The organism is Chryseobacterium foetidum (assembly GCF_025457425.1).
In the GTDB taxonomy this organism is placed as follows: domain Bacteria; phylum Bacteroidota; class Bacteroidia; order Flavobacteriales; family Weeksellaceae; genus Chryseobacterium; species Chryseobacterium foetidum.
Window position 1 is genome coordinate 1,369,485 of sequence record NZ_JAMXIA010000001.1, and the last position, 24,578, is coordinate 1,394,062.

The following is a 24,578-nucleotide window of genomic DNA, read 5'->3' on the forward strand; positions in this document are numbered from 1 at the left end:
CCGCTTTCTGCTATATCTTTTTCGCCAGTGCATTTTTTCAAAGCCAATCCAGAAAAAGGATGCCGCGACAATCGGGGCTAGTTATCAATGTCTTTTCAGAAACAAAGTATCACACTCAAACAAATGACACCAACATGAAAGATAAGTCAAAAAAATTTTGAAGGGGGTTTACAAATTTTATCATTTTTTTAACGCTAAAAACAATTTTCAGAAACAAAATATATTAGCTTTTGAACTTAAAATTATGTAATTTTGATAAATTATTTTAATACTATATGAGCAACATAGATGATAAGAAAAAAGCACTGGCGCTGGTGCTTGATAAATTAGATAAAACATACGGAAAAGGAACTGTAATGACGTTGGGCGACAGTGCAATCGACACTACCATCGAAGTTATTCCTTCCGGATCTTTAGGATTAGACATCGCTTTGGGCGTTGGCGGATATCCGAGAGGAAGAATTATTGAGATCTACGGACCTGAATCTTCAGGTAAAACAACTTTAACTTTACATGCCATCGCAGAAGCTCAAAAAGCAGGCGGAATTGCAGCATTTATCGATGCTGAGCACGCTTTCGACAGAGGCTACGCAGGGAAACTGGGAATCGATCTTGAAAACCTGATTATTTCTCAACCTGACAACGGTGAGCAGGCTTTGGAAATTGCCGATAACTTAATCCGTTCAGGTGCAATCGACATCGTAGTGATTGACTCCGTGGCTGCATTGACTCCAAAAGCAGAAATTGAGGGCGAAATGGGTGATTCTAAAATGGGTCTTCACGCAAGATTGATGTCTCAGGCTTTGAGAAAATTAACGGCGACAATTTCAAGAACAAAGTGTACGGTAATTTTCATTAACCAGTTGAGAGAAAAAATCGGTGTAATGTTCGGAAACCCTGAAACTACTACTGGTGGTAATGCTTTGAAATTCTACGCTTCGGTAAGAGTTGATATCAGAAAAGCATCCGCACCCATCAAAAATGGCGACGAAGCTGTTGGTAGCCGTGTGAAAGTGAAGATTGTAAAAAATAAAGTTGCTCCACCTTTCAAAATGGCTGAATTTGACATTATGTACGGTGAAGGAGTATCTAAAACCGGAGAAATTTTAGATACTGCAGTGGATATGGGAATCGTGAAGAAAAGCGGTTCATGGTTTAGCTACGGTGAAACTAAGCTTGGTCAGGGTCGTGACGCTGTGAGAGATTTGTTGAAAGACAATCCGGAACTTGCTGAAGAGCTTGAAAACAAAGTAAAAGAAGAGATCATCAACAAGAAAAACTAATTTGTTGATTTGAAATACAGAAGGCAGCTGAGAGGCTGTCTTTTTTTTGTTCAATCCTGAAAAGTACGCAATCAATTTTCCTCATTCTATTGAGTCCCATAAAAAAAACCGCTCCTTTTCAGAAGCGGTTGTGAAATTTCAGGTCAAAATCAGTTTTTATGGTCTCCAAAAAGTCCATTTCTGACCATTAAAAACAATCAGACGGTGCTTTGTAGAATCTGTCGGATGCTGCAAAAACGCCATCATTCCCGGTGATGGATTTGGGATGGCCGTATAATCTGACACAATAGGTAAAACCATCGCTTTATCTGGAGAATCCAAAACCAAAACACCATCGGTGGTTGTCGTCTCATTACCGATTACTGATTTTGAAGCAGCTTGGTCAGTTAAAGGCAAAGCTTGCGTTGGTTTTACAACTGCTTCTACCGCTGATGAATATCCAGACTGGACGCTTAGATCTTTCCATCCTGTATTTTCGTTTTTCACTTTTATTTTATATTCCGTATTTGCTGAAACATCAAAAATAATCGTTCCGCCTTTTGCGGTGTTAACACCCGTAGGTACTGTTTCTACATAGGGAAGAATAATTCCCTTATTATTATCTGTTCCGAATTCCAACAGAACAGACGTATTCGTTACATCTCCTGCGGAATTGGTCGCTCCGATTCTGACTTGCGAAAACGAAAGTACAGAAATGGAAATACTTAATATGATTGCTATTTTTTTCATTTTTTAAGATTTTAAATTAACTCTTCATTAAAACCTTCAGGGATATTAAAACCCTGAAGGTTTAAGATTTAACTGAATAAAATTTATTCCGTTACGGACAACCCTGAGTACTAAAACACTTCCAGCCTTCTGTGGATCCCGGTCCTGTATAAATTTTCAGACATCCGGCTCCTGCATTTTCATCTGTATCAAAAACCATCATTCCCACAACAGGAATAGTAATTGTCGTTTCAGGACTTGAATTTCTAGTCACTACGAAACCTTTAGTTTTAGATTCCAAAACAGTATATGCAGAATTTTTGTTCATAGGCCAGTCGCTCACACCATTTGCAGGTACAGCACTTATTTTCCCCGCTCTTCCGAGTAAAGTAATACCATGTTTCACCGGATAGGTTGCTCCTGCAACTAAAGTAGGATCTTCATAGCACACGCAACTGTTCACCAACGAATTTGCTGAATCACCCACACCCTGTCCTGTTCCGGCAATTGACGGAACTCCATAGCTTGGCGACGTTGGAGTAGTATCCACCGAATTCCCTAAATTCTGTATTACAGGTTGATTGTAGTTTCCGCTGGTCGCTCCGGTGTTCCCGCCCGGCATAGATGAGTTGACTAAATTTGCGTTTGTGATAGTCGTGGAAGAGCCTTCAATAGCGTCAGAACAGCCGTCGTTATCAGAATCTAAATCTAAGTCATTAGGGATCCCATCTCCATCTGTATCGCAAGAAGAAAGGGCAAAGAATGAATATGATATTGAATCTCCTGTGCCCAGGTTTAATCCTGTGATCCGTACCGCTTTCACTAATCTGTTTCCTGCTCCTCTCAGATAAATATCCTCTCCTACAGGATTAGGTAAATCCTGAAACGAAGGTACACCCGTTATAGGATTATATCCAACACCACTGTTGCGTCCCGCTAAGGTCTTCACAAAAGCACCTTGAGGATTTACAAATCCGGATCCAAAATCTACATCTATCTTGTACGTTGCTGAAGGCGAGAAACCAGAACCAACATTCACATCATCAATCATCAATCCTATTTCGCTTGCCGGTACTGGTGTGGAAAAGGTGAGAACGTAGGAAACAGATGTTGAGGCATTTCCAAATCTCTGATCTCCTCCATTTTGGTTGATACTGTAATTCACCTGTGGATCCGTTATTACAAATATTGAATTGGATTGTGTTGTACCAGGATTAGCTGTGACAGTTATATTTGACGCAGTTCTTCCCTTCCAGGGTCCGCTTACATTATTAGCGATAAATCCAATACATTCGTTTTTATTCAGAATACCATCATTGTCATTATCTAAATCCTGCCAATCCGGAATTGTATCACCGTCTGAATCTAAACAATCATTTCTGAAAGCATCCTGAGACTGCCCTATTGGCTGACCAAGCGTGCCTTCTGTAGAACTTCCAGTGTCTGCAGCACCTCCTGAATTCACCAAATTTGGAACTCCATTCGCATCTACACCCCCTGTAATTCTTCCGTTTGAGTCTACATCAGCGGAAGTAACGTTTTCACCACCCTCCACAGCATCAAAACAATTGTCGCCATCAGAATCCGGATCCAAATGATTAGGTATTCCATCAGAATCCGTACTGAATGTACAAGTAATCGGCTTTGGATTTGCTGATGGTTCGTACGCTAATAAATTGTAGACTGCAGTAATTTCCTGAATATTTGCAGTTCCCAAAGTTCCATCAGTTAAATTACCAGCTGCTACAGTTCCTACATATCTTATCTCGTAAAAACGATAAGATGTTGTAGAAGTTACGGCAAATGTAACAGTGGCCGAATTTAAAGCAACTCCGTTAGAAATTGCGGTAAAATTCACCCCGTCATTCGACCCAAATAATCTACCAAATCTGTTTGCAGGTGCCATTCCACTCGCTGCCTGATTGACACTTAATGAAGTCAAACGAATAATAGCTGGGTATGAGATTGTAAAAATAGGACTGCCCGACGTAATGGTTTGTCCTGTAAAATTAAATGGATTGGCATCTGAAGTATTTCCGTTATACAATGTAGCAATAGAATTTCCAGCTGTGGGATCTCCTGCAGCGCCAATAAACGGAGAAGTTATATTTTCAATAACAGAAGACTCTGCGGCTGAATAAAAACAGGGCGGACTTTCTACTGCATCGAGAATGCCATCATTATCATCATCCCAGTCGTCATAATCATTATAAGCATCCCCATCGCTGTTTGGCGACACTCTAAATTTAACTTCGATAAAATTTGCCTCATTAATTAACGTACCTACATCAGGATCAGTATCAACTAATTTATAATAATAAGTGTAAATTCCAGGAGGCACACCGGCAGGTATTGTAAGAGTACCATTATCATTGATAATTGCATTGGAAGGGGTCCATAATTCATAGTCAAAATCTGCGGTTATTGTAGATATATCTGCGATTGCAAGACCATTATAACTGTCATTGGCAAAAATGGAAGGCAACGTACCTCCAACCCCTGCAGTAATCGGTATGCTGGTAAAATCGTTATTTCTACCACAAATAGGAGCAAAAACCACAATTTCTTTCGTTGGAGAATAGCAGTTTGCTACCGAGTCGAAAAATGAAGCGTAGTATTTATTTGTTCCTGTTAAGGCCGTTGGTGCCAATATTTTATTAGCCGTAGTAGCAGGTGTCCCCGTATGCCAGGTTAATGTAACGGTAGCGGGAGTCGGTTTATTACTTGATGTAATTGTACTCAAATTAGCTGTTGTAGATCCACAAGGAATTCTGTAAGCCGAGTTTGTAGCATCATAAAATCCACCCGCAACCAATGTCGGAGGTGCCGTTCCGGCCTGACAAGTCAGTACAGTAAGACTTACTGTTGCAGTTGTACAAAAATTGGTTTGGTCAGTCGGTGAGCATATTCTGTAAGTCAATGTATAATTACCGGGTGTAGCATTAGCAGGAATATTGATCGTCCCATTTGCATTAATAGTTGCACCCGTAAGACCTCCGAGATTAATTAACGTAACGTTTGTATTGGCAGCGGAAGCTGTTACACCTGTTGACGACAAATCGTTTGTAAGAACAGATGAGGCGGTTGCAGTACCAAGCTGTACACTACCAAAACTGTCATTTTGCGCACAAAGGGACGCCCCTGCAATGTTTGCAATAGTGTAAGAACCGCTTGAATTAGTATCATAATACTGCAAAACAAGTCTTGAGACATAAGAGCTGTTAAAATTTATAGCTATTCTTGCAGTCGTATTACTGTTTGATGATGATACATCCACAGCAGCAGATGAAAACTCTTTGTCTGGAGATGCTGTATAGGTGATAACCGTTCCGCTGCTTAATGTAAAATTACTTGTTCCAAAATTTATCAAGTTATTATTCTGATTGTAAGCAAGAATTCTAATTCTGTCCCCCGCATCCAAATCATTAATGTTAAAGTTTAAATTATAAACCGGTTGTGAAAATGTTAGTATTGTTTCCACTCTGTTATTAAATGTGCTTGCAGATCCAGAATGACCAATATTGATACTGCGCTCTGTCTGATGACTGGTATTGATTACATTGGTAAACGATACCGCACTGCTGTTTTCAATTGTCATCTTAGAACTTCCTATTCTGAAGTCTCCATTATTGATTACCGTGGTCGCCACACTTCCATCAGCTGATGCAGGATACACAATACTTGTAGGACATTGCGAATACCCACTCACAGAAATAAAAAGCATAAAAAGAAAGAAAAAATCTCTCGGATAAATATTAAAATATTTAAAAATCATAATTTTAAAGTTTAAAGTTTAAATTTTAGTTACAAAATCAAACTTTAAAAGGAGGAGGACGGGTGTAAAATACGGAATAGAATGTATGTTTATTAAAAAAATCTACACTTAAAATTTTAGTTTTTTGTAACGAAAAATCTTTTAAGCGTAAAGCCAAATGTTGCGTAACCTCTACAACTTTTGACGGATGCTCCGAGGGAAGATTAAAGGTTTTAAAATAATGCTTAGAGCCCATAAACCGGTCAGGATTGTCGAACGGTTTGTAGTGAATAATGCGTTTCTTAGAATTTATTATTTTTTTTGACTGTGACAGTTTTTCTTGTACGGCAACTTGTTTTTTGAAATTAACCGACTTCCGCATTGCAATCTTCGCCTGATGGGGCGTATTTTGTAATTTTTTTACAATTACAAGCTGACCGTAATTCGTAACAGATGCACCCTCAGTTATATAAATCACTGCCGATCGGTTTGCAATAGTTTCTATCTTTTTCTCACCAGTAGAAATATATTCTTTTCCCACCATTTGAGCACTACCGGATACATAAATCTGCGCATTAGATAAAAATAAGAAAAACAATGTAGTCAGAAAAACAACTTTAGACAAAAAATGTAAACTTACAGATTTCAAATCATCTGTAACTCCCTTTTGAGCATTAGTATGGAAAAGTAACTCTCTCAACAGTGTTTTTATTATATAAATGTAATAAAAAATATATAGATACCACAAAAAGAATAATAATAATTAATATATGCAGCTTAATTTTTCAATACTTATTAATGCATGATAAAATATATTGCTATATTCATATTATGAGAAAACAATAAATAAAATCCGTAAAAATATTCTTAAAAATTTTCAAAGAACAGAATACATATATTCATTAAATTTATGATAAGATATCTTGAAAAACTTTAGATACGAAGCGATTAAAATTGTGAAAAAGTTGTAAAACTGAGGAATTTAAACGCAGAGAAACCGCATTTCTGATAAATTGAATTTTCATTTAATGTTTTTTTTATACTAACGAACGAAACTTTATCATTTCTGATGTCCGGCAAAAGCTTCGATTCAAACTCATCATTTATTCATGATAAGCGGATGCAAAAATATAAAAAAATTACTTATTTTAATGATTATTAAGAAAAATATTAATAGGCAAAAAATCCCGAAATTTCCAATACTTAAACTTCAAAACGTCTTAGCCTATTAAGCTATTATTTTTAAACCGTTTACCTGATCAAACACCTGAAAGGCTATCGTTGAAATCCGACATTTTGTCACTTTCGCGGCAATGGTATTTCTTTTGAGAATTAATCATCAAATTTAAAAATCCAAAAAAATGACAAAAGGAAATATCAATGTTTCGGTGGAGAATATTTTTCCGTTGATTAAGAAATTTTTGTACAGCGACCACGAAATATTTTTAAGAGAATTAATTTCAAACGCAACCGATGCCACTTTAAAATTAAAACACCTTACCAACATCGGTGAAGCAAAAGTAGATTACGGAAATCCGAAAATCAAGGTGAAAATCGATAAGGAAAACAAAAAACTTCACATCATCGACCAAGGTTTGGGAATGACTGCCGAAGAAGTTGAAAAATATATCAACCAGGTTGCATTTTCCGGAGCTGAGGAATTCTTAGATAAATACAAAGATTCTGCAAAAGATTCAGGAATTATCGGGCACTTTGGTTTGGGCTTCTACTCGGCTTTTATGGTGGCAGAAAAAGTAGAAATCCTCACTAAATCTTATCGTGATGAAAATCCTGCCGTTCGCTGGATTTGCGACGGAAGTCCCGAGTTTTCATTAGAAGAAACTACTGACAAGACCGATAGAGGAACAGAAATTATCCTTCACATCGCTGAAGATTCATTAGAATTTTTAGAAGAAAGCAGAATTCGTGAACTGTTGACTAAATACAACAAATTCATGCCCGTTCCAATTAAATTCGGAACAAAAACTGAAACGCTTCCTTTGCCTGAAGATGCCGCAGAAGATGCAGTGGCAGAAACAGTTGAGGTAGACAACATTGTCAACAACCCAACTCCGGCATGGACGAAAGCTCCAAGCGAATTAAAAGATGAAGATTACAAATCTTTTTACCACGAGTTGTATCCAATGCAATTCGAGGAGCCTTTGTTTAATATTCATTTAAATGTAGATTATCCTTTCAATCTGACGGGTATTTTATATTTCCCGAAGCTGGCGAATAATTTAAATATCGAAAAAGATAAAATCCAACTCTATCAAAACCAAGTTTTTGTAACTGATGAGGTCAAAGGAATTGTTCCAGACTTTTTAATGTTGCTGAGAGGTGTGATTGATTCTCCGGATATTCCGCTGAACGTTTCGCGTTCGTATTTGCAAGCTGATGGTGCTGTAAAGAAAATTTCTTCGTACATCACCAAAAAAGTAGGCGACAAAATGGTTTCATTAATCAATGAAAACCGCGATGACTACAACAAAAAATGGAACGACATCAAAATCGTTATCGAATACGGAATGATTTCCGAAGACAAATTCTTCGAAAAATCTGACAAATTTGCACTTTATCCAACAACCGATGGAAAATATTTCCTTTGGAATGAATTAGAAGAAAAAATCAAACCAAATCAAACCGACAAAGACGGAAATTTGGTGATTCTTTACGCTACAAATGCCGATGAACAGCACTCTTACATTCAGTCTGCGAAAGATAAAGGGTATGAAGTGATCCTTTTAGATTCTCCGATTGTTCCGCATTTAATCCAGAAATTAGAATCTACAAAAGAGAAAATTTCTTTCGCTCGGGTTGATGCAGACCACATCAATAATTTAATTAAAAAAGACGAACCTGCTATTTCTAAATTAAATGAAACTGAGAAAGAATCATTGAAGAAAAACATTGAAGAGTCAATTAACGACACTAAATTTACAGTTCAATTGGAAGATTTAGACAGCGCTGATGCTCCTTTCACAATCACCCAGCCAGAATTTATGCGTAGAATGAAAGATATGCAGGCAACCGGCGGTGGCGGTATGTTTGGAATGGGCGGCTTCCCTGAAATGTACAATTTGGTAGTCAACTCCAACAGTGAATTTGCTTCAAAAATTTTAGCAAATGAAAACGCAGAAGACAAAAATTCTCAGATTAAGTACGCTTTGGATTTGGCGAAATTATCACAGAATTTACTGAAAGGAAAAGAGCTTACAGACTTCATCCAAAGAAGTTATAAGCAGTTAGAGAAATAGTTTTTCTACCAAACCTAAACCTTTAAGGTTTAAAATACCATAAATTATCGGCGAAGTTTTTAACAACGCCGATTTTTTTTGTTAGAAACCTACTCATCAAAGATTACTCATTACAGATTACTTATTACTCATATTCAGGAGCTTTTTGACTTCGTCGAAAAGCAATTTTTAATTTTTTATTTGAAGCTTTTTCCCGCTATCCACTATATCTTTTTTGCGGTGGTCTCCACTTCGTTGCGTCCACCACAAAAAAGGATGCCGTTCCTATCGGGGCTAGGAAGTCTTCTTGCAAACAACATGGTTCTCAAACGGACAACAATTTCCAATCAAAAACACCAACATCTATTACTGAAAAATTCAAAGCTAGAAGCTAAAAACAAAACGCCATTCGCCATCGGCCGACTGCCGACCGCCATCTAAAGTTCCTCCAAAGGATTCCAAAACAACTCTTTGAAATTCTTAATCCGGAAATTCTCCACTTCAATTCCTTCCGCTTCCAGCCTCTCCTGAAATACCGGAACAGACAAGGTGCCTGAGCTCGAAATCACACGATGCGCCGGAACATCTTTCGGGCAACCGCCCATCGCTTTTCCAACGTGTCTGGAATGATTGGGAAAACCGACCGCTTTTGCAATCGCACCATAAGAAGAAACTCTTCCTTTTGGAATCAGTTTAGAGATTTCCCAGACTTGTTTTTTGAAAATTTCGTTCATTTTTCAGTTTAAAAGTATATCAAATGTATGAAATAATCTTTTTCAGTTTATGAGGGATACAAGACCTTGTCATTTTTAAAACAATTAGGGTTTAAACTCAGAAAAAGTTTTTGAATTACATCTACCGATTTTAACAAAAAATTACCATACAATAATACCACAAAGGCATCATTGTTGTAAATTGAAACATTGAAATAAATAACTTTATAATATGTCAAATTTTAAGGGAAAAGCAGTAATCGTAACCGGTGCCGCAATGGGATTAGGATACGCAGCAGCCGAAGCTCTGGCAGCAAAGGGTGCCAATCTTACACTGGTAGATTTTAACGGCGAAGCTTTAGAAAAAGCAAAATCAGAATTGCAGTCAAAATATCCGGAAAGTAAATTCCTGACTGTCACAGCTGATGTTTCAGTGGAAGAAAATGTAAAAAATTACGTTGACCAAACCGTAAAAGAATTCGGAAAAGTGGACGGACTGTACAACAATGCGGGAATCGAGGGCAAACAGGCTCCTTTGATCGATTATGATATTGAAGTTTTCAAAAAAGTAATCGACATCAATCTTTTGGGCGTTTATTACGGAATGAAATATGCGATTCCTGCAATGCAGAAAAACGGAAGCGGAAGAATCGTCAACGTCGCTTCTGTAGGAGGAATCAGAGGTGTTTTGAATCAGACAGCTTACGTTGCCACCAAACACGCCGTTGCCGGAATGACGAAAAACGCAGCTCTGGAATACGGGAAAGATAATATTTTGACTAATGCCATTGCTCCCGGAGCGATTTTGACACCGATGGTTGCGGAAGCTTTCAATCAGGTAAATCCTGCAGACCCGAAGGCGGCTGAAAAAGAATATGCATCGAGAAATCCCACCAGAAAATTAGGTGACCCGAAAGATGTGGGAAATTTAGTTGCTTATCTTTTAAGTGATGAAAATGGATATGTTTCTGGGCAGGTAATAGCGATTGATGGAGGAGAATCTAATATGTACGGAAACCCATGATCTTCGGTAATGAGTAATGAGTAATCAGCAATTAGCAATTAGCAATTAGCAATTAGCAATTAGCAAAATTAGTTGTTTAAGTATTTAGGCGATTAATTTTATTCTATTTAAAATTGTCTTCATCTCTGAGGACAATTTTGTTTTTTTAAACGCCTATAAATCCCAGCTTCCCTCACCCAGCTTCCAGCATCCCAAAAACTGCACAATTTTTGATTTTATTTGATTAATCTCAAAAGTTTCTACCAATGAAAAAGTCTGTTTTTAAATTTTTAAATAATCTCAACAAGAAAATTTTACCGAAATTGAGTGATAAAGACCCGTTGAAACTGACGAAGTTTCAGAAAGGAATATTGGCATACAGATACTTTGTGCTGATTAATTCTATGGATTGATTTTTTTGCTCACGCAGATTTTGCTGATTTAGCAGATTCAAAGCGTTTGACCTAATAAATATTACCAAAATCAATTTAGTAATTCTTAAAAAAAAGGATGCGAATTTCAACTTAAATTATTCAAAAACTTAATTTTTAAGAAATCTGCGCTTTCGGCCAAATCTGCGAGAAAAGAATTATTAAATTTTCGTAATTCCCTTTCTGCAAAGCTCGTACAATGGTTTTTCAATCAATAGATAGATGATAATCGAGCAAATCCAAAGCAGAACAAAATTTTTATCGGGTAGATAAACGTGAGATTTCAGTTTCATGTTGAAATAACTGAGGTGAATCAGGTAAAAAACAAAGGAAGCATTTCCTAAAAGGATAAAGAATTTGGTAGAAAGAACTTTAGAAACCCATGTTTTCTCCGTCATCAATCCCCAAAAGAAAACTATAATTCCAACCGGTAAAAACAATTCATGTATCACTCTTCCTTCCCAACGTTCAACACCGTGTACAAAATTGTTTCTGGCGAAAAATCTGATGGCGAAAATCATTATTAAAATAGCAAGTCCACCCCAAAGTGTTGGTTTTTTAATCTTATTTAAAAACTGAATTCCATTTTCTTTTTTCATTAAATAAGCGAGCAACATTCCGAAGAAAAACTCCAGGCTTCGTCCGAAAAATGTGCTTCCAGCCATAAATTTTAAAGGGTACAGAAAACCTTTCGGGTTGCCATTAAATTCTTTCAGACCATATCCAATCCCCCATCCCAAAAGAAAAAATCCGAGCAAAAATAAGATGCAGTATTTCCAGCTTTTCTTTAAAAGTAAAAAAAGTAGTGGCGATAACAGATAAAAGAAAAATTCTACCGTCAGAGACCACGCCTGCACAATTCCCGAAACGGAATATTTTTCAAACAGAGAATAGAACAGTGAATATTGTAGAAAATAGGTTTTTACATCTTTGGAATAAGCTGTATCAAGAAAAAAAGCACTCAGCAAAATCCAGTACAAAGGGAAAATTCTGGCAATACGAAGCAGAATATATTTTAAATAAGATTTTCCGGATTCTAAAGGTTTCTCTTCATACCGGTAAGCCAAAAGAAATCCACTCAAAACAAAAAATACGGTAACGCCCACATGCCATTCACTGATGAAACGCATCACTTCAAAAGGAAGATCATTTCGCCAGTATTTTCTGTTGTGATAAACAAAAACCATGATGGCGGCGATGGCGCGCATTCCGGTTAAAGCATCGAACTTATTTTTATGAAGAGTTTCCAAGGTCTTAAAACAATAAAAGGCTTATTGCTAAGCCTTTTAAATATAATTAATTTTTTAACTGTAAAAATTAGTTTTCCAAAATGTACGAGAACATCAATGGTGCACAGATCGTGGCATCACTTTCAACGATGAATTTCGGTGTTGTGATATCCAGTTTCCCCCATGTAATTTTCTCATTCGGAACTGCTCCAGAATACGAACCGTAAGAAGTAGTTGAATCTGAAATCTGACAGAAATAAGACCAGAACGGAATGTCATGCATTTCCATATCCTGATACAACATCGGAACCACACAAATTGGGAAATCTCCTGCAATACCACCGCCAATCTGGAAGAAACCAACACCTTTTCCTGCTGAATTTTTAGTATACCAATCCGCCAGATACGTCATGTATTCGATACCGGATTTCATTGTCGTAGCCGTCAATTCGCCTTTGATACAGTAAGAAGCGAAAATATTACCCATGGTCGAATCTTCCCATCCAGGAACCACGATCGGTAAATTAGCTTCCGCAGCAGCAATCATCCAGGAATTTTCTCTCGGAATTTCGTAATACTGCTCCAGAACACCTGAAAGAATCATTTTGTACATAAATTCATGCGGAAAATATCTCTCACCTTTAGCCTCAGCATCTTTCCAGATTTCTACAATGTGCTTCTGCAGTCTTCTGAAAGCTTCTTCTTCAGGAATACAGGTATCTGTAACTCTGTTTAAGCCTCTTTCCAAAAGATCCCACTCATCCTGAGCCGTCAGATCTCTGTAGTGAGGCACTCTTTCGTAGTGAGAATGCGCCACAAGGTTCATCAGATCTTCTTCAAGATTCGCACCGGTACAGGAGATAAAATCTACTTTACCCTGACGGATCATTTCAGCTAAAATCTTACCTAATTCAGCAGTAGACATTGCTCCAGCCAAAGTAATCATCATTTTTCCACCGTCTTTAAGGTGTGCCACATATCCTTTTGATGCGTCTACCAAAGCCGCAGCATTGAAATGCAGATAATATTTTTCGATAAACTCAGTAATCGGTTTGCTCATTATTTTTAATTTCTGCAAAGATAATGAAAGATGTTGGAACCCAAAAAGCCCAAATTCCATCTTTATCCCTTTTTGCTGCTACATATTTTCCATTACGACTCACTTCCCATCACTTATTACCCATCATTTATTACCCATTACTTATCACCCATCACTTACAGCATGGGCGTATCCCTCGCCAAAGCTTTTCCCACCGCTCGGGTCGGGCTATCCGCTGCAATTCCTCAAGCCAGGCTTTACCCATCGCTTTCTGCGGGATTTCCGCTGCTATCCCTTACGCAAAAGCCGTTGTTCATTCACTTTCAGAATTTAAAACGACGGTTTTCTTTTTTGTCCGAAAGTTTCTTTTTAGTATCAAGTCTCTTCTGAACCTTTGCCTTTGACGGTTTTGTTTTGAATCGGGTCTTGGGAATAACTACAGAATCATTTACAATTTCCAGAATTTTTTCAACCGCAATTTTCCTGTTCTGAAGCTGCATTCGGCTTTCTGAAACCGTTAATTGTAAAATCCCCTCAGAATTAATCCTGTTCCTGAGCTTATTCTGAATTAAATCTTTCTGAAAATCATTGAAAAATTCAGACTCCTCGACATTCCACATTACGGTAACGGAAGTTTCTACTTTATTCACGTTTTGTCCGCCTGCACCGCTGCTGCGGGAAGTTTTAAAGCTGAGTTCTTTGCTGAAGTCTTTCATGAGATGATGGGTGTTGGATGCTGGATGATGCGAGATGGAGTTTTACATTCCGCTGATCAAATTTAATAATTCTTTCCGATTGACCTTTCCGTTGGGCGTTCTGGGTATCTCCTCCACAAATATAATATCTTTCGGCTTATGAAAAGATTTTTCAAATTTGAGATTTGAGATTTGAGATTTGAGTTTTCGACTGCGCTCAGACTGACCATCTTTTGAACAGTCCACATCTTCTATTAAGAGGATGAGCTTTTGACCCAAAACTTCATCCTTCAAACCTAAAAAAACCACTTCATTTGAGATTTCTTTTTTCACCAAAGCCTCCAGTTCTTCAGGAAATATTTTTGCACCACCAGAATTAATCACGTGATCAATCCGCCCCAAAAATCTGAATCTATTCTCATCTCTAATTTCTACCAAATCATTCGTCTGAAGAATCTGATCATTGAGTTTGGGTGCAGAAATTTTGAGACAACCGCGTTCATCAGCAGAAATTTCAATCCCTTCGAAAGCAGTAAACCATTCCTGAGAATTTGGATAAATTTCTTTCAGGGCAATATGGGAAAGTGTTTCAGACATTCCGTAGGTCTCAAAAATTTGAGATTTGAAGTCTGAAATTTGAGATTGCTGACGGAAAACTTCAAATATTTTAGATTTTAAAGATTCTGAAACGGCAGCTCCACCTATGATAAGTTTTTTAATCAAATGAATTTTATCTGAAGAATTTTCAACCTGCAGAGGCGTCATCGCACAGAAATCAATGTATTCATCTAAATCTTCCAAAGGTTTTGTGGATGGATTTTTTATCATCAGCTGTAATTTTCTTTCAATAGCTCTCACCACCATCATTTTTCCCGAAATATATTCTATTGGCAGGCAGTTCAACGCTTTATCGCCCATTTTCAAACCTAAAAAATCACACGTCATTTCTGCGGAGTTCCGCATTTTTTCCTTTTCAATTTCAAAAACTTTGGGAATACCTGTAGAACCGGAAGTCTGTACTTTCACTTTACCATCATCTGAAAACCAATCTTTCAGAAAATAAATTATATTATTTTCATATTCGTTTTCAGGTTGTAAATTATTAATATTGAGATTATTGAAATCCACCGTCATTTTTCCTTGCACTTTAATAGAACTGTAAATTTAAAAAAAAAATTAAAAATGATTTGCAGATAAAGAAAAAAGCTTTAAATTTGCATCACCAAAATAAAACAGACCCATGGTGTAATGGTAACACTCCGGTTTTTGGTACCGTCATTCGGGGTTCGAGTCCCTGTGGGTCTACAAAACCACTCTTTTTAAGGGTGGTTTTTGGTTTTTTACTTAAACTCATGAAGATTCTGTAAAAACTTTACTTTTTATAAAATCCAAATTATTTTTCATCAGTAAGATTCTTTTTCGAAGTAAACTTTTCCGGCACGTAGATATTATTTCGTTCAATATAATTCAGAAGATCCTGATATTTTTCTTCATAATCTTCAGTCCCGCATTTGTGAGAAATTCCACATATTTCTGATGGTCTGATATTTAGAATTTCGGAGATTTTAGTCAGCATTTCAATATTCATTTTCACTTTAGAATTTTCAATATCCGAATAGGCTTTCTGTGAAATACCCATCTCAAAGGCCATATATTCCTGTGTATAATCTTTTTCTCTACGAATTTTTCTGATGGCTTGTCCGCAAATTTTCATCTGTTTTGTTTTAGTAGTTTTCGGTATATTTTAGAAGAATACCGAATAGCTTTACACAAAGGTACTCAATACCTTTGTCAAAACATTATTACTCAACATGATATTTGTAGCCAAAACTTAAAAATTTATGTAAAGATTTAAGTTTTATCAGATATCAGTCTGGTCAATTTTTATAGATATGGAGACGCAAAAATTTAGTTATGACAACGGCATTGTCAAAGCATTTCTCTATGCGACAATTGCATTTGGTTTAGTAGGATTTTTACTGGGATTAACGGCAGCTTTAATGCTGTTTTACCCCGAACTGCCCGAGTTTCTTTTCGGAACAGATGACACAACGATTAAAAGTCTATCCTCCGGCAACATTCAGGGACTAATTAACTCGCAGGGTGCTTTAGGTTTTGGGAGAATCAGGATGTTGCATACAAGTGCTGTAATTTTTGCTTTCGTTTGTAACTCGTTTTTCTGCGGTGCCTACTACAGTATGCAGAGACTTCTGAAAACAAGAATGTATAGCGACACACTTTCTTGGATTCACTTCTGGACCTGGCAAATTATGATCATTAGTGTTGTAATCACATTTTTAATGGGAATCAATACTTCTAAAGAATACGCTGAACACGAATGGCCGATTGATATTCTGATTACAATCTCATGGGTTATTTTCGGTATTAACATGTTTGGAACGATTGCCAAAAGAAGAGTGAGACACCTTTATGTTGCCATCTGGTTTTACATGGGAACGTGGATTGCCGTGGCAATGCTTCACATCTTCAACAACCTTGAAGTACCGCTGTCATTCACTTCATGGAAATCCTACTCTATTTATGCCGGAGCAAAAGATGCTTTAGTACAATGGTGGTACGGGCACAATGCAGTTGCATTTGTTTTAACGACTCCTGTTCTCGGTCTGATGTACTATTTCTTACCAAAAGCCGCAGACAGACCTGTATTTTCATATAAATTATCCATCATTCACTTCTGGTCACTCATCTTCGTTTACCTCTGGGCTGGGCCGCATCACTTACAATATACCGCTCTGCCAGCATGGGCACAAGCTGTAGGAACAGGTTTTTCAATCATGCTGATAGCACCGTCTTGGGGCGGAATGTTGAACGGACTTCTGACTTTAAGAGGTGCCTGGGACAAAGTGCGTGACAATCCTATTCTGAAATTCTTCGTTGTAGCCGTAACCTGTTATGGAATGGCAACTTTTGAAGGCCCTCTTTTAGCAACAAAATCTTTAAATAAAATTGGTCATTATACCGACTGGGTCATTGGTCACGTACATTTAGGAGCTTTAGGATGGAATGGTTTTATGGCATTCGGAGTGGTTTATTACCTGATACCTGTAATGTGGAGAACCGAACTTTGGTCTAAAAAACTCGCTAACTGGCACTTCTGGCTTGGAACTTTAGGAATTATTTTTTATGCTATACCCATGTATATTGCGGGATTTACCCAAGGATTGATGTGGAAACAGTTTAATCCCGACGGAACACTTTTATGGAAAAACTGGCTGGATACCGTAACCGCAATTATTCCTTATTTCCAGTTGAGATTTTTAGGAGGTATCTTCTATCTTTTAGGAGCTGTTTTAATGGTTGTAAATGTTTTTAAAACCGTAAGAAAAGGTTCCTTCCAGAAAAACGTTCCTGCAGAGGCGCCGGGACTAGCCAGCATCACAGATGCCCGAAAGGAGGGTGAAGGCGTTCACTTATGGCTGGAGCGAACTCCAAGACTGATGGCAATTTTAGCATTTATTACTGTCGCAATCGGAGGAGCTGTAGAAATTATTCCAACATTAACGATGAAGCAAAATGTTCCGACTATTTCCGCAGTAAAACCTTACTCTCCGCTTGAACTGGAAGGAAGAGATTTATACATCAGAGAAGGCTGTAACTCGTGTCACTCACAGATGATCAGACCTTTCCGTGACGAAATTGTAAGATTTGAAGGCAAAAACGGACAATATTCTAAAGCAGGAGAATTTATTTACGACAGACCATTCCTTTGGGGATCGAAGCGTACAGGACCGGATCTTCACAGAGAAGGTGGCAGAAATCCGGATTCATGGCACTTTAAGCACATGTACAACCCAAGACTTACTTCCGCAGGATCAATTATGCCACGTTTTCCATGGTTAATTTCAAATAAACTTGACAAATCTCAAATGGTGAATAAAATGAAACTGATGAAAAACTATTTCGATGTGCCTTACTCAAAAGCAGAAATAGATTCAGCAGACCGATGGGCAGACAATCAGGCTAAAGGAATTGTGAAAAGAATTTATTCTGAAGCTAGCGACATCAAAGAGCAAATGGATAGAACCAAAAAACATAAAGGTGCAGATTATATCCCTCTCGAAGACCGCGAAATTATAGCAATGATTGCCTATCTGCAAAGATTGGGAACAGACATCAAAACAACGCAGATGAAAACTGCAAGTGTAGAATAACGCAAAACTGTATTTAAAATGAAAACAAGAACCCCTATTTTTATACATATTCTCGTGACTGTTGGTTTAGCAGTAACAGCGTTTGAAATGTTCGCACAGGATTCATCCTATTTTTCTTCACCTTTTTTCTGGGGACTGATAATCATCGTGGTTATTCTTCTGCTCATCATGAATTCGATTGGTGATTTAATTGAAGATCAGAATTTTAAAAAATTATCAGACGAAGAAAAAGAGAATTATCTGAAAGAAAAAAACACTTCATATTTCCAAAAACTCTGGAATTCGGCTTTCAAAAAACAGTCTGCAACCGAAGAAAAAGACATCATTATCGACCATGGTTTCGACGGAATTACAGAACTGGACAACTCACTTCCCAAATGGTGGATCGGGCTCTTTTATTTCGGTATGGCGTTCTGCGCAATTTATTTGATTGCTTTTGCCTTCACAGATTATGCACATCCTGAAGCTGAATTAAATTCAGAAACAAAAAGAATGCTCGCCTCCATTGAAGAGTTTGAAAAAACTGCACCTCAGATCAATTTAGAATCGGCAAAATACAATGCAGATTACATAGCAGAAGGTCAGGAACTTTTCAAAACCAACTGTGTTTCCTGCCACGCCGACAACGGTAAAGGCGGAATCGGCCCGAATCTTACAGATAAGTACTGGATCAACATTCAGGAAAAAAGCCTTTTTAAAAATGTATTCTGGATGCTCGAGAATGGCTCGCCCAATAACCCAACAATGCGACCTTTCATCAAAGATGGAACCATCAGCGGACGTGATGCTGAGAAAATTGCTGCATACGTTTACCACATCAATCAGGAAAAAGCTCCTATTACCCAAAAAGACGGCGGTGCTGCACCACAGGGAGAAGTTGCTAACTGGACGGTCTCTAACGATTAAAACTTAATATCTCCATATTATTTCTAGCCCTCTTTCAAGCTAACATTTGAATTTTTCATTTTCAGAACCTTTTCAACATCTAAAATGAAAGAAAGAGGGCTTTTTTAAAAACAAAAATGTCCTGACTTTGGTCATCGTACCCCAAACTATTCACTTGACTTCTATCTAAAACAGATACCACATCGATGACCAGGGCAGGATTTACATTTACAATGGCGTAATCATTGCAGTAGGATTTAACATAACATTTTAAGGACTGTTAACCTCCTAAAACGCCACTTTTGACACTAAAAATAAACTATCGAAAGCTCTTCAAGCGTATCGGAATATTCATTATTTCGATCATTTTACTTATCACAATTCTCCTTCTCAGTCTGCGTCTTCCTGCAGTTCAAAACTACATTAAAGACAAACTTATTGTTTATCTTGAGAAAAAAATCAAAACAAAAGTAAGTCTGGATAAAGTTTATGTTGGTTTTCCCAATAGTTTGGTCATTGAAAATCTTTATCTAAAAGGGCAAAACATCGACACCCTTTTAGCAGTAAGAAAATTTGATGTGGGATTGGATATGTGGAAACTGATAAAATCTAAGGCCGATATAACTTCAGTTGATCTCGAGGGTGTCCGCGCAAATGTAGTGAGAGATCCAAAAGGAAATTTTAATTTTGATTACATTATTGATGCTTTTGCGACTTCTGATAAAGAGCAGGAACAGAAACCTTCAAAACCTTTCATTATTTCTTTAGATAAAATCAGACTGAAAGATATTGGCGTCACTTTCAATGATCAGCAGTCTAAAAATGATATCAAAGTTTACTTCAATTCATTTGATACAAGGGTTAAAACGTTTGATCTTCAAAACAATAATTATGCAGTCAACGATATTAATCTGGATGGATTACAATTAAAACTGAAACAGGATCTGGTAGAGGAAGTAGCCAAAAATGTTGAAGAAAAAGTAGATTCCCTGAATCAGAAAAAGCCTATGAAACTGGGCTTGAACGGAATTAAACTGACCAATTTCGATATCGATTATGGCGATGATAATTCCAGGACTTTTGCTAAAGTTTTATTTAAAGAACTTAGTACAAAAGTTAACAGCATCGATCTTGAAAACAATGATTACAATGTTGGAAATGTTTATTTGAGACAGGTAAATATCAACGCCAATTTATTCCTCCCAACAGAAAATGCCAATCCTAAAAAGGATGGGCAACCTGAAGTTTCTAAAGTTTCTGCAAAGGAAAAAGCAATGAAAGTGATTTTAGGAAAACTGCTTCTGGATGATGTAAAAGTGGCGTACAACAATACGGCAGTAGCTCCTACCCGATCAGGAATGGATTTTAATCACCTGAATTTTGCCAAATTAAATCTTGATGTCCGCAATTTCAAAATGGAAAACAATGGTTTTGCCGGATCTGTAAAATCAGCAGAAATTCAGGAAGCGAGAGGTCTGAATGTTCAGAAATTCAACACTGATTTTGTGTACGGTGAAAAACAGGCTTACCTGAAAAACCTTTACTTACAGACTCCAAAAACGATTTTGAGAGATGAAGTTGTTTTAAATTATAATTCAATTGAACAACTTTCTTCCAATTTGGGAGCAGTACAGATTTCAGCCGATATCCGTGATTCTAAAATTGGATTTTCTGATATTTTAAACATCGTTCCGACTTTAAGAAATACCGCTCCATTTAATAAATACCCAAATGCAATTTTAAACGTAAACGCTTTTGTGAGAGGAACCGTTAATGATTTGGCGATTCAGAATTTAAAAGTTTCAGGTTTGGATCAGTTGAAAGTAATTGCTTCAGGAAAAATCAAAAATGCAATGAATCCAGACCAGTTGTATTACGACTTGAATGTCACCGAACTGGCGTCTTCCTCAAAAACGATTTACAATTTAGTTCCGAAAAATACAATTCCGAATAACATTACTTTGCCATCATTCTTCACGATTCGGGGGACAGCAAAGGGCACAACGCAGGTGGTTGACACCAATTTACGTCTGACTTCTACTTTAGGAAATGCTGCGATCATTGCAAAAGCCGATTTACGAAGAAAGAACAGAGAAACATTTGATGTAAAAGCCAATCTTCAAAGTTTACAGATCGGGAAACTTATTCAAAATAAAGATTTAGGTAGCATCACAGCACAAATCAATGCAAAAGGACAAGGCTTTGATCCTAAAACGATGTCTGCAAACCTTTCCGGCGACGTGAGATCGGCGACTTATAACGGTTACACCTACCAGAACATGAATCTGAAAGGAAAAATCAATCGTGGTGTTTACGATATTGATTTAAATTCAAAAGACCCAAATGCCAATTTGCATCTTGCGGCTTCGGGAGTTTTCAATGACAATCCAACGGTGAAAGTGAATGGGAACATCAATAAATTAGATTTAAACAAACTCGGATTTTACAGCTCGCCAATGATTATTGCAGGAGCGATTGACGGTGATTTTAAAACCTTAGATCCTGATAATCTGAATGGATACTTAAATTTAAAAAACTTTGCCATTTCAGATACGAAAGAAGTTTATCCGCTTCAGGAAATTAATTTAAATGCAGTTTCTACGGCAGATTCCACTTTAATTAAATTTAATTCTCAGATTGCAGATGTTGAACTGAACGGAAAATACAAATTAACTCAGATTTTTGGAGCATTAACGCAGACCATCAACCAATATTATCAGTTTCAAAAACCGTCAACCACCCAAAAAGTTGATGCCGGACAGTTTTTCACTTTTAATGCTAAAATTAAAAATGATGATCTGATCAGAAAATTTGTTCCTGAACTGAAAAGTTTTGAAACCATCAACATCAACGGAAATTATAATGCAGATTCTCAGCAAATCCTTTTGGATGCTCAGATCCCGCAGGTTTTGTATGGAACCAATACTTTAGAAAATACAAGTTTAAAAATCACCAACGAAAATCAGGCTTTACAATATGATTTGAGTGTCGCTTCGTTGGCAAGTGAGAGTTTTGCGCTCAAAAAAGTCAACATCAATGGTGATGTTTCTGAAAATGTGATCAATTATAATATTACAACAAAAGATGATGAGGATGCGACACAATTCCTGATTGCCGGAAATGCCAAGTCGATGAATGATATTACGGAAATTTCGCTAAATCCAAACGGTTTGAAACTGAATTACATGGATTGGACGGTTGCCGAAAACAACAAAATCTCGATTTTCACTCAGGGAATTGTGGCCGATAATTTCACGCTTTCCAATTCAGGCGCTGAAATTTCTTTGCAGTCTGAAAGCACTTCTCCGACCAGTCCGCTGAATGTTTCTTTGAAAAATTTTAAAATTGAAACCATCACGGAGATCATTAAAAAAGATTCTCTTTTAGCTAAAGGAACGATCAACGGTACGGCTCAGTTGAGAGATTTAACCAAAAATATGACCTTCACTTCGGATATTGATGTGACCGATCTGTTTGTTTTTGGAAGTCCGGTCGGGAATTTAGATATTAAAGTCAATAACCAGTCTGCGAACCTTCTGAATGCGGATATTGCGCTTTCGGGGAACAGCAATGATGTGAAAATTTTAGGAAATTACAACACTTCGTCGAGCACATTTGATCTGAATTTAGATATGAATCAGCTTCAGATGAAAACGCTGCAGGGCTTCACGGCAAATGCGATTACAAATACCGAAGGTTATCTTTCCGGAGATTTGAAAATTACGGGAACTACCACTGCGCCAAAGATTTTGGGCGATATTAAAATGAATAACGTCGGAATGATGATTTCCCAGACAGGAAGTGATTTCAGAGGAATTAACGATAAAATAGGATTTACCAACAGAGGAATTGAGTTTGATGATTTCAAAATCAAAGATAAGGACGGAAATGCTTTAAATATCGACGGACAGGTTCTAACGAAAACGTATCGTGATTTTGCCTTCAACCTTGATCTGGATGCGAAAGATTTCAAAGTAGTAAATTCAGAAAAATCAAACGACGCTTTGCTGTACGGGATTCTATCGATTGATGCGGCATTGAAAGTGAGAGGAAATTTAGATTTACCAAAAGTAGACGGAAGATTGGCCGTTTCAAAAACGACAGATTTCACTTTCGTACTTCCGCAATCTTCTCCTTCATTGCAGGAAAGAGACGGAATTGTAGAATTTATTGATCAGGATCAGATTGCTTTAAATAAAACCATTTCAGCAGATTCAGTTAAGGCCGAAAGTCCGATAAAAGGTTTGGATGTCAACGTAAATATTGAGCTGAGCAAAGAAGCAAAAATGTCGATTGTGATTGACAAAGCGGCAGGAGATTTTGTAAAACTTCAGGGAGAAGCTGATCTTACAGGCGGAATTGATCCATCAGGAAAAGTGACTTTGGTCGGTGTTTATTCTGTTGAACAAGGTAGCTACGAAATGTCGGTAAGTGTTTTGAAGAGAAAATTTGACATCCAGAAAGGAAGTACAATCACATGGACGGGCGAACCGACAACGGCAAACCTCGACATCACAGCAATTTATAAAACGCAGACTGCACCGATTGATTTGGTTGAACAACAGGTCAATCAGGATGAACTGAATCAGTACAAACAGAGAATTCCATTCAATACTTTGCTGATTTTGAAAGGAGAACTGCTGAAACCCGTGATTTCTTTTGATATTACGACAGACGAAAAAAACAATGCTGTTTCTTCTCAGGTAACCGAAACAATTGATGGAAAATTGGCTCAGTTAAGACAGGATGAAAATGAAATGAACAAGCAGGTTTTTGCTTTGCTTCTCTTGAACAGATTTATCGGTGAAAATCCTTTCCAGAGTAATTCGGGAGTTTCTGCGGAGACGATGGCGAGACAGAGTGTGAGTAAAATACTTTCTCAGCAGCTGAATAATTTAGCGGGAGATTTAATCAAAGGAGTCGATCTGAATTTTGATCTGGAATCAACCGAAGACTACTCTACAGGAACACAAAATACCAGAACCGACCTGAATGTTGGTTTAAGTAAAAGGTTATTGAACGACAGACTGAAAGTTTCTGTAGGAAGTAATTTCGGAGTGGAAGGTGAAGCAAGACCGGATGAAAATACAACCAATATTGCCGGAGATGTGCAGATAGATTACGCTCTTTCAAGAGACGGAAGATATACGCTGCGAGCTTACCGTAAAAACGAATATCAGGTGGCGTTGCAAGGGCAAATCGTGGAAACAGGACTTGGCTTTGTGATTACTTTAGATTATGATAAATTCAGGGATATTTTCAGAAAATCGAGAAATAACCGTAATCGTGAAGGCGTTCAGAATAAAAGAAATAAGGACAAAGAAGTCGTAGAATTCAAATAATTTTTCACTCTGTTGACTTTGGAATGTATTTAAAAGCATTTCATTCAGGACAGAATTTTTAAAATTGAACTTTGAAAAAGACAAGTAT

General features: G+C 37.3%; 16 protein-coding genes and 1 tRNA gene. 8 read left to right on the top strand and 9 right to left on the bottom strand.

All coding sequences use genetic code 11. The features are described 5' to 3' along the window. The first annotated feature begins 275 nt into the window (after positions 1–275). A complete protein-coding gene (gene recA, locus NG809_RS06480) occupies positions 276–1,283 on the top strand; it encodes a recombinase RecA (protein ID WP_262149121.1) in 1,008 nt (335 codons plus the stop codon). A 156-nt stretch (positions 1,284–1,439) separates the two neighbouring features. Here the strand turns inward: recA and NG809_RS06485 are convergent, their stop codons facing one another. The 3 genes from NG809_RS06485 to NG809_RS06495 all read right to left on the bottom strand — a co-directional run bounded on the left by NG809_RS06485 (position 1,440) and on the right by NG809_RS06495 (position 6,445). Next, positions 1,440–2,012: a hypothetical protein gene (locus tag NG809_RS06485; RefSeq protein ID WP_262149123.1), complete on the bottom strand. Its 573-nt coding sequence runs from the start codon at positions 2,010–2,012 to the stop codon at positions 1,440–1,442. A 91-nt stretch (positions 2,013–2,103) separates the two neighbouring features. Then, positions 2,104–5,766: a hypothetical protein gene (locus NG809_RS06490; RefSeq protein ID WP_262149125.1), complete on the bottom strand. Its 3,663-nt coding sequence runs from the start codon at positions 5,764–5,766 to the stop codon at positions 2,104–2,106. A 37-nt stretch (positions 5,767–5,803) separates the two neighbouring features. Then, positions 5,804–6,445, bottom strand: a complete 642-nt coding sequence (locus NG809_RS06495; protein ID WP_262149127.1) for a hypothetical protein — start codon at positions 6,443–6,445, stop codon at positions 5,804–5,806. 661 nt (positions 6,446–7,106) lie between these two features. Between NG809_RS06495 and htpG the strand changes: the two genes are divergently transcribed. After that, positions 7,107–9,002 carry a molecular chaperone HtpG gene (gene htpG, locus NG809_RS06500; protein ID WP_262149128.1) on the top strand — a complete coding sequence of 632 codons (1,896 nt, stop codon included), beginning with the start codon at positions 7,107–7,109 and terminating at the stop codon, positions 9,000–9,002. A gap of 416 nt (positions 9,003–9,418) precedes the next feature. Here htpG and NG809_RS06505 read toward each other — a convergent pair whose 3' ends face one another. Beyond that, positions 9,419–9,715, bottom strand: a complete 297-nt coding sequence (locus NG809_RS06505; RefSeq protein ID WP_262149130.1) for an MGMT family protein — start codon at positions 9,713–9,715, stop codon at positions 9,419–9,421. A 211-nt stretch (positions 9,716–9,926) separates the two neighbouring features. Here NG809_RS06505 and NG809_RS06510 point away from each other — a divergent pair, with 211 nt between their 5' ends. Continuing rightward, complete coding sequence (locus NG809_RS06510) at positions 9,927–10,718, top strand: glucose 1-dehydrogenase (RefSeq protein ID WP_262149132.1); 792 nt, start codon at positions 9,927–9,929, stop codon at positions 10,716–10,718. Between the two features lie 245 nt (positions 10,719–10,963). Beyond that, on the top strand, positions 10,964–11,110 hold the full coding sequence (locus NG809_RS06515) for a hypothetical protein (RefSeq protein ID WP_262149134.1): 147 nt from the start codon (positions 10,964–10,966) through the stop codon (positions 11,108–11,110). Between the two features lie 179 nt (positions 11,111–11,289). Here the strand turns inward: NG809_RS06515 and NG809_RS06520 are convergent, their stop codons facing one another. From NG809_RS06520 to NG809_RS06535, 4 genes are all read right to left on the bottom strand, one after another. Beyond that, on the bottom strand, positions 11,290–12,378 hold the full coding sequence (locus NG809_RS06520) for an acyltransferase family protein (protein WP_262149135.1): 1,089 nt from the start codon (positions 12,376–12,378) through the stop codon (positions 11,290–11,292). Positions 12,379–12,445: 67 nt separating this feature from the next. Continuing rightward, a complete protein-coding gene (locus NG809_RS06525; RefSeq protein ID WP_236853006.1) occupies positions 12,446–13,417 on the bottom strand; it encodes a deoxyhypusine synthase family protein in 972 nt (323 codons plus the stop codon). A gap of 302 nt (positions 13,418–13,719) precedes the next feature. Continuing rightward, positions 13,720–14,112, bottom strand: coding sequence for an alternative ribosome rescue aminoacyl-tRNA hydrolase ArfB (gene arfB / locus NG809_RS06530; RefSeq protein ID WP_262149139.1), 393 nt, complete (start codon positions 14,110–14,112; stop codon positions 13,720–13,722). Between the two features lie 42 nt (positions 14,113–14,154). Beyond that, positions 14,155–15,225, bottom strand: coding sequence for an AMP-binding protein (locus tag NG809_RS06535; protein WP_262149141.1), 1,071 nt, complete (start codon positions 15,223–15,225; stop codon positions 14,155–14,157). 100 nt (positions 15,226–15,325) lie between these two features. Here NG809_RS06535 and NG809_RS06540 point away from each other — a divergent pair. Further along, a tRNA-Gln gene (locus NG809_RS06540) sits at positions 15,326–15,396 on the top strand. Between the two features lie 88 nt (positions 15,397–15,484). On the opposite strand, the gene NG809_RS06545 is transcribed toward NG809_RS06540, so the two are convergent. Beyond that, a complete protein-coding gene (locus NG809_RS06545; RefSeq protein ID WP_262149143.1) occupies positions 15,485–15,805 on the bottom strand; it encodes a helix-turn-helix domain-containing protein in 321 nt (106 codons plus the stop codon). A gap of 178 nt (positions 15,806–15,983) precedes the next feature. Between NG809_RS06545 and ccoN the strand changes: the two genes are divergently transcribed. The 3 genes from ccoN (at position 15,984) to NG809_RS06560 (ending at position 24,490) form a co-directional block, all read left to right on the top strand. After that, complete coding sequence (ccoN, locus tag NG809_RS06550) at positions 15,984–18,263, top strand: cytochrome-c oxidase, cbb3-type subunit I (RefSeq protein ID WP_262149144.1); 2,280 nt, start codon at positions 15,984–15,986, stop codon at positions 18,261–18,263. Between the two features lie 18 nt (positions 18,264–18,281). After that, on the top strand, positions 18,282–19,169 hold the full coding sequence (locus tag NG809_RS06555; protein ID WP_262149146.1) for a cbb3-type cytochrome c oxidase N-terminal domain-containing protein: 888 nt from the start codon (positions 18,282–18,284) through the stop codon (positions 19,167–19,169). Positions 19,170–19,450: 281 nt separating this feature from the next. Further along, positions 19,451–24,490 (top strand): translocation/assembly module TamB domain-containing protein, encoded by a 5,040-nt coding sequence (locus NG809_RS06560; RefSeq protein WP_262149148.1) that lies wholly within the window; start codon positions 19,451–19,453, stop codon positions 24,488–24,490. Positions 24,491–24,578 lie beyond the last annotated feature (88 nt).

Excerpts from the sequence above, each read along its gene's own strand:
- recA (WP_262149121.1), top strand. The coding sequence starts at position 276 with ATGAGCAACATAGATGATAAGAAAAAAGCACTGGCGCTGGTGCTTGAT.
- ccoN (WP_262149144.1), top strand. The coding sequence starts at position 15,984 with ATGGAGACGCAAAAATTTAGTTATGACAACGGCATTGTCAAAGCATTT.
- NG809_RS06485 (WP_262149123.1), bottom strand. The coding sequence starts at position 2,012 with ATGAAAAAAATAGCAATCATATTAAGTATTTCCATTTCTGTACTTTCG.
- NG809_RS06505 (WP_262149130.1), bottom strand. The coding sequence starts at position 9,715 with ATGAACGAAATTTTCAAAAAACAAGTCTGGGAAATCTCTAAACTGATT.
- NG809_RS06525 (WP_236853006.1), bottom strand. The coding sequence starts at position 13,417 with ATGAGCAAACCGATTACTGAGTTTATCGAAAAATATTATCTGCATTTC.
- NG809_RS06515 (WP_262149134.1), top strand. The coding sequence starts at position 10,964 with ATGAAAAAGTCTGTTTTTAAATTTTTAAATAATCTCAACAAGAAAATT.
- htpG (WP_262149128.1), top strand. The coding sequence starts at position 7,107 with ATGACAAAAGGAAATATCAATGTTTCGGTGGAGAATATTTTTCCGTTG.
- NG809_RS06535 (WP_262149141.1), bottom strand. The coding sequence starts at position 15,225 with ATGACGGTGGATTTCAATAATCTCAATATTAATAATTTACAACCTGAA.
- NG809_RS06555 (WP_262149146.1), top strand. The coding sequence starts at position 18,282 with ATGAAAACAAGAACCCCTATTTTTATACATATTCTCGTGACTGTTGGT.
- NG809_RS06490 (WP_262149125.1), bottom strand. The coding sequence starts at position 5,766 with ATGATTTTTAAATATTTTAATATTTATCCGAGAGATTTTTTCTTTCTT.
- arfB (WP_262149139.1), bottom strand. The coding sequence starts at position 14,112 with ATGAAAGACTTCAGCAAAGAACTCAGCTTTAAAACTTCCCGCAGCAGC.
- NG809_RS06545 (WP_262149143.1), bottom strand. The coding sequence starts at position 15,805 with ATGAAAATTTGCGGACAAGCCATCAGAAAAATTCGTAGAGAAAAAGAT.
- NG809_RS06510 (WP_262149132.1), top strand. The coding sequence starts at position 9,927 with ATGTCAAATTTTAAGGGAAAAGCAGTAATCGTAACCGGTGCCGCAATG.